Here is a 4,975-nt window from a genome sequence, read left to right as displayed (position 1 = left end):
AGCCAGCGGCAGACATTGCCGAGGGAGACGGCATAGTTGCCGTGATTGTTCATGAGCGGCGGCATCAGCGCATTGGGCAGGCGCAGCGCGCCCTTGGGGCCCAGCACGAAGAAGCGGTCCTCGGTGACGGAGGTGTTGAGGGGGGCGCCCTTGTCCTTCCAGTCAGGGATGAGCTCGTTGAGTGCGATGGGGTCCACCACCGCGCCCGAGAGGATGTGGGCGCCGACCTCCGAACCCTTTTCGAGCAGGCAGACGGCGAGGTCAGGTGCAATCTGTTTCAGCCGGATTGCCGCGGCAAGCCCTGCCGGGCCTGCCCCCACGATCACGACATCATATTCCATCGCCTCGCGCTGGACCTGTTCCAAGAGCCTCACTCCTGCCTATCTTCAAACCTCGGGCGTCTTTATAGTGACCACGGATACGGGCACAAGCCACCATTTCAGACATGGAAACAAAGCAAAACGACATGACGCCGCACGAGGCCGCCGAAGCCCTGCGCTGGCTGGCAGAGATGGGCGCAGACGAGATCATCGGCGAGGAGGCGGTGAACCGCCTTGCCCCCGCAACGGTTGCAGCGCGCGTGCCAGCTGCCCCGGCCGTCATGGCTAACCCGGCGGTGCCGGAGGCCCGGCACGGGCAGGCCCCTTCCACGCCCTCCCAGGCTGCGGCCTGCAACAGCCTTGCGGAGATCGCCGCGGCCCTCGAGGCTTTCGATGCCTGCCCCCTGAAGAAGACGGCCACCCGGCTGTGCTACACCGACGGCAATCCTGCAGCGCGCGTCATGCTGGTGGGCGAGGCGCCGGACCGCGATGAGGACATCCAGGGCAAGCCCTTTGCGGGACGGTCAGGCCAGCTCCTCGACCGGATGCTGGCCGCGATCGGCCTGTCGCGGGAGGCCAGCGACAGGGAGAACGCGGTGTTCATCACCAATGTGATCTTCTGGCGGCCGCCCGGCAACCGCACGCCGACCGAGGCCGAGACCCAGATGTGCCTGCCCTTCCTGCTGCGGACGATCGAACTGCAGAAACCCGACATGATCGTCTGCCTCGGGGCAGCACCCGCCCACCGCCTCACCGGCCGCAGCGACGGCATGCTGAAGATGCGCGGCAGGTGGACAACGGCAAACGTCAGTGGACGGAAGATTTCGCTGCTGCCCACCCTGCACCCCGCCTTTCTGCTGCGCCAGCCAGCGCAGAAACGCCTCGCCTGGCGCGACTTTCTCATGCTCAGGCAGGCCCTCGACGCGCACTGACCGCGCCATGGAACAGATAATCGATTTTGACGTTGGTTCCGGTTTGGCAGGAAAGTTTTCCGAATTCTTCCCGCCCCGGGGCTGGAGAAGCGCAAGAACAGCGGGAGTTTCCCTTGTTCTGGGTAGTTGAATGGTGTTTCATGTCAGGTGGAACGAAGGACCGGCAGGTGGTTACTACCCCCCGCCGGTATTAGCTGATGATTACCCAGGGTACTTTCTGACATGAGTGAGGCAAGGCAGTTCATCCCCGTCCGGATCGCCATCCTGACGATATCCGACACGCGCTCGCTCGAGACGGACGTATCAGGCAAAACCCTGGCCGACCGGGTTGCGGCTGCTGGCCATCTGCTGTCGGCGCGCAAGATCGTGAAGGACGACATCCGCTCCATCCGCCACGTGATCCGCGACTGGACCGGCCGCAGCGACATCGATGCCATCATCTCGACAGGCGGCACAGGCCTCACCGGCAATGATGTGACGGTGGAGGCGATGCGCCCGCTCTTCGAGAAGGAGATCGAGGGCTTCGGAACGCTGTTCCACATGATCTCCTTCCCGAAGATCGGAACCTCGACAATTCAGTCCCGCGCTTGCGCGGGTGTCATGAAGGGCAAGTACATCTTCTGCCTGCCAGGCTCGCCCGGGGCCTGCAAGGACGGCTGGGACCAGATCCTCCAGCCGCAGCTCGACTATACCCACAAGCCCTGCAACTTCGTCGAGATCATGCCCCGCCTGCAGGAGCACCAGCAGCGCAAGCACAGCTGATCAGGAGCCGGCGGACGCCCCCGCCTTGCTCCGCCAGGGCAGCTTGACACCCGAGACGATGGCAAGACCGGCGAGGATGACCGCACCCCCGGCCAGCTGCGCGGGCGACACGGCTTCGCCCAGCACCACAGCGGCGGTGACGATGCCGACAACCGGCATCAGCAGGATGAAGGGCGCGGCCTCATCCATGCGGCACTGCTTCAACAGGGTGAACCAGCACATATAGGCCAGGTAGAATCCGACGACACCGACGAAGGCGAGCATCGACCACTCCAGCCAAGTCGCCTGCACCACGGATTGCCACTGGCCCTGCTCGATCAGCAGCGTGGCCAGCGCCAGCTGCGGCACACTGCCGAATGCATTGGCCTTGAGCAGGCCGGGGCCGCTGTCCTTGCCGTATCGCCGCGCCAGCACCTGGCCCAGTGACCAGCAGAAGGCGCTGGCGATGATCATGACCGTGGGAAGAAGGCCCGGAGCCTGCTCCGGCAGGCCGATGACGATCGCGACGCCGAGCACGGCCAGCGCCGTGCCCGCTACCTTCCTGAGATCCAGCCTTTCCTTCATGATCAGCCAGTCGAGCAGGACGGCGAAGGGGATCTGGATCTGCAGGATGAGGTTGGCGGCGGTGGCCGGCATCGAATCGCTGCGCAACCCCCAGAACAGCAGCGCCCCCTGGATCGTCACCGCAAAGGCCGAAATGGCGATGATCGAGGTCCAGGGCGTCCGCAGCCGCTCGCGCCGGGTGAGCCCCAGCACGATGGCGATGCCGCCATAGACCATCAGCATCATGAACAGCGGCGGGAAATGCTGCACCGCCGGCTTGGCGATGGTGAAGCCCATTCCGAAGAACAGGGGCGGGAGCAGTGCGAGGAGAACCTGGGAGCGCGTCATGGGCGGGGCGACCATGCCCCGCTTCGCAGACGCCGGCAACCACAGGCAAAATGTTCTTGTTTTGTTCCGATACTTCTCTTATGTTTTACCCATGTCCACACTGATCGACCGGCGCAAGGCGCGTGAGCCCGATCCTGCCGCACTCGGCGAGGGGCGGATGACGGCGCTCGCCGGGCAGGCGCGCGGGCGCGGCGCCACGCTCAACATGTCCGGCCGGTTCGAGCCGTTCAGCCGATCGCTGTTCGATGACGGCTGGCATGGGCTGGAGGACCTTCCCTCCTTCCGCACCGAGGTGTTCGAGGAGAAGCCGAGGTCGATCATCACCCGCAACGACTCGCCCGACATTTCCTTCGACCGCTCGATCAATCCCTATCGCGGCTGCGAGCACGGCTGCGCATATTGTTATGCCCGGCCCGCCCACGCCTATATGGGGCTCTCCCCGGGGCTCGATTTCGAATCGAAACTCTTCGCCAAGCCCAATGCCGCGGCCCTGCTGCGCGCCGAACTTTCAGCCCGGGGCTATGAGCCGCGCACCATCGCGCTTGGCGCCAATACCGATGCCTACCAGCCCATCGAGCGCGAGCGGCGCATCACCAGGACCATCCTCGAGGTTCTGGCCGAATTCAACCACCCCGTCGGCATCGTGACGAAGTCGGCGCTTGTGACCCGCGACATCGACATTCTGGCTCCCATGGCGCGCAAGGGGCTGGTGAAGGTTGCGCTTTCGGTGACGACGCTCGACCCGCAGCTGGCCCGCGCCATGGAGCCCCGGGCCTCCACCCCCACCAAGCGGCTTGCCGCGATCCGGCAGCTCTCGGAGGCGGGCATTCCCACCGTGGTGATGGTGGCGCCCATCATCCCGGCGGTGAACGACAGCGAGATCGAGGCGATCCTGGCAGCAGCACACGGCGCGGGCGCCGGGGAAGCGGGCTACGTGATGCTGCGCCTGCCGCATGAGGTGAAGGACGTGTTCAAGGACTGGCTCCAGGCCACCATGCCGGACCGCGCGGCGAAGGTGATGTCGCTCGTCAGGTCGGCAAGCGGCGGCAAGGAATATGAAGCTGCCTTCGGCACGCGCCAGCGGGGCACCGGGCCCTATGCCTGGACCATCGGCCGCCGCTTCGAACTGGCCTGCCAGCGGCTGGGGCTCAATCGCGCCAGGACACGGCTCTCGACGGACCACTTCAGCCGCCCGCCGCAGCCAGGCGAGCAGTTGACGCTGCTCTGACCCGCCGCCCATAAGGGACGGCATGGGTGGATTGAGACCTGACTTCACCATCGAACTGGACGCATTGCGAAAGGGCGCAAGGCTGGTCTGCGGCATCGATGAGGCGGGCCGCGGGCCATGGGCGGGCCCCGTCGTCGCCGCCGCCGTGGTGCTCGACCCCGGCGATATCCCTGCGGGTCTCGATGATTCGAAAAAGCTGACAGAAGCGCAGCGGGAGGCGCTGATGGAGCCCATCCTGCGCATGGCGCGGGTCGGCATCGGCATTGCCGAGGCGGAGCAGATCGACCGCGACAACATCCTGCAGGCAACACTCTGGGCGATGGCCAGGGCGCTTGACGCCATCGGCGGCGCGGATCTGGCGCTGATCGACGGCAACCGCGCGCCCCTCCTGCCCTGCCCGGCCAAGACCATCGTCAAGGGTGATTCGCGCTCGCTCTCGATCGCCGCCGCCTCGATCGTCGCGAAGGTCACGCGCGACAGGATCATGGCCGGGCATGACGCAACCTACCCGCTCTACGGCTTTGCCCGGCACAAGGGCTACGGCACGGCCTTCCACAGGCAGGCGCTGCTGCGCCACGGCCCCACGCCGCTGCACCGCAGGAGCTTCGCGCCCATCAAGGCGTTATTGATCGGTTAACCATGCCGCCGGAAAGCGATTCACGGCCCACGCTGCAAGACTCATGATGCAGATTCTCGAGTCAGTTGCGTTTAGCGTTGTTGGGGTGTGGGATGGGATATCAGACACGGCCGGATATCAGGCCGTTGCACAACCGGATTCTGGTGGGCGACTGCCTGACGGAGCTGAAGCGGATTCCATCCGCCTCCGTCGATCTCGTCTTCGC

6 protein-coding genes are annotated in these 4,975 nt (G+C 65.5%); 4 read left to right on the top strand and 2 right to left on the bottom strand.

Going from position 1 to position 4,975, the window contains the following annotated elements; all coding sequences use genetic code 11:
• Positions 1-365: NAD(P)/FAD-dependent oxidoreductase (locus ACILRA_RS19700; RefSeq protein WP_395663758.1), on the bottom strand; the 365-nt coding region annotated here is incomplete at its 3' end.
• 101 nt (positions 366-466) lie between these two features.
• Between ACILRA_RS19700 and ACILRA_RS19695 the strand changes: the two genes are divergently transcribed.
• Together ACILRA_RS19695 and moaB are read left to right on the top strand one after the other, a co-directional pair.
• On the top strand, positions 467-1,252 hold the full coding sequence (locus ACILRA_RS19695) for a uracil-DNA glycosylase (RefSeq protein WP_395663757.1): 786 nt from the start codon (positions 467-469) through the stop codon (positions 1,250-1,252).
• 222 nt (positions 1,253-1,474) lie between these two features.
• Positions 1,475-2,014 (top strand): molybdenum cofactor biosynthesis protein B, encoded by a 540-nt coding sequence (moaB, locus tag ACILRA_RS19690; RefSeq protein WP_395663756.1) that lies wholly within the window; start codon positions 1,475-1,477, stop codon positions 2,012-2,014.
• Here moaB and ACILRA_RS19685 read toward each other — a convergent pair whose 3' ends face one another.
• The gene (locus ACILRA_RS19685) at positions 2,015-2,920 is read right to left on the bottom strand and encodes a DMT family transporter (RefSeq protein WP_395663755.1); all 906 of its coding nucleotides are present in this window, start codon (positions 2,918-2,920) and stop codon (positions 2,015-2,017) included. It lies immediately after the preceding gene.
• 142 nt (positions 2,921-3,062) lie between these two features.
• Between ACILRA_RS19685 and ACILRA_RS19680 the strand changes: the two genes are divergently transcribed.
• Together ACILRA_RS19680 and ACILRA_RS19675 are read left to right on the top strand one after the other, a co-directional pair.
• Complete coding sequence (locus ACILRA_RS19680; RefSeq protein ID WP_395663759.1) at positions 3,063-4,133, top strand: PA0069 family radical SAM protein; 1,071 nt, start codon at positions 3,063-3,065, stop codon at positions 4,131-4,133.
• A 22-nt stretch (positions 4,134-4,155) separates the two neighbouring features.
• The gene (locus tag ACILRA_RS19675) at positions 4,156-4,770 is read left to right on the top strand and encodes a ribonuclease HII (protein WP_395663754.1); all 615 of its coding nucleotides are present in this window, start codon (positions 4,156-4,158) and stop codon (positions 4,768-4,770) included.
• The last annotated feature ends 205 nt before the right edge of the window (positions 4,771-4,975 follow it).

It is taken from the genome of Aestuariivirga sp., from assembly GCF_044239095.1.
In the GTDB taxonomy this organism is placed as follows: Bacteria; Pseudomonadota; Alphaproteobacteria; order Rhizobiales; family Aestuariivirgaceae; genus Aestuariivirga.
The sequence above is the reverse complement of the archived record's forward strand: the minus strand, read 5'-3'. Positions and strand labels throughout refer to the sequence as shown.

Bases quoted from the DNA above. Each gene is read 5' to 3' on its own strand.
- ACILRA_RS19695 (WP_395663757.1), top strand. From the start codon at position 467: ATGACGCCGCACGAGGCCGCCGAAGCCCTGCGCTGGCTGGCAGAGATG.
- moaB (WP_395663756.1), top strand. From the start codon at position 1,475: ATGAGTGAGGCAAGGCAGTTCATCCCCGTCCGGATCGCCATCCTGACG.
- ACILRA_RS19685 (WP_395663755.1), bottom strand. From the start codon at position 2,920: ATGGTCGCCCCGCCCATGACGCGCTCCCAGGTTCTCCTCGCACTGCTC.
- ACILRA_RS19680 (WP_395663759.1), top strand. From the start codon at position 3,063: ATGACGGCGCTCGCCGGGCAGGCGCGCGGGCGCGGCGCCACGCTCAAC.
- ACILRA_RS19675 (WP_395663754.1), top strand. From the start codon at position 4,156: ATGGGTGGATTGAGACCTGACTTCACCATCGAACTGGACGCATTGCGA.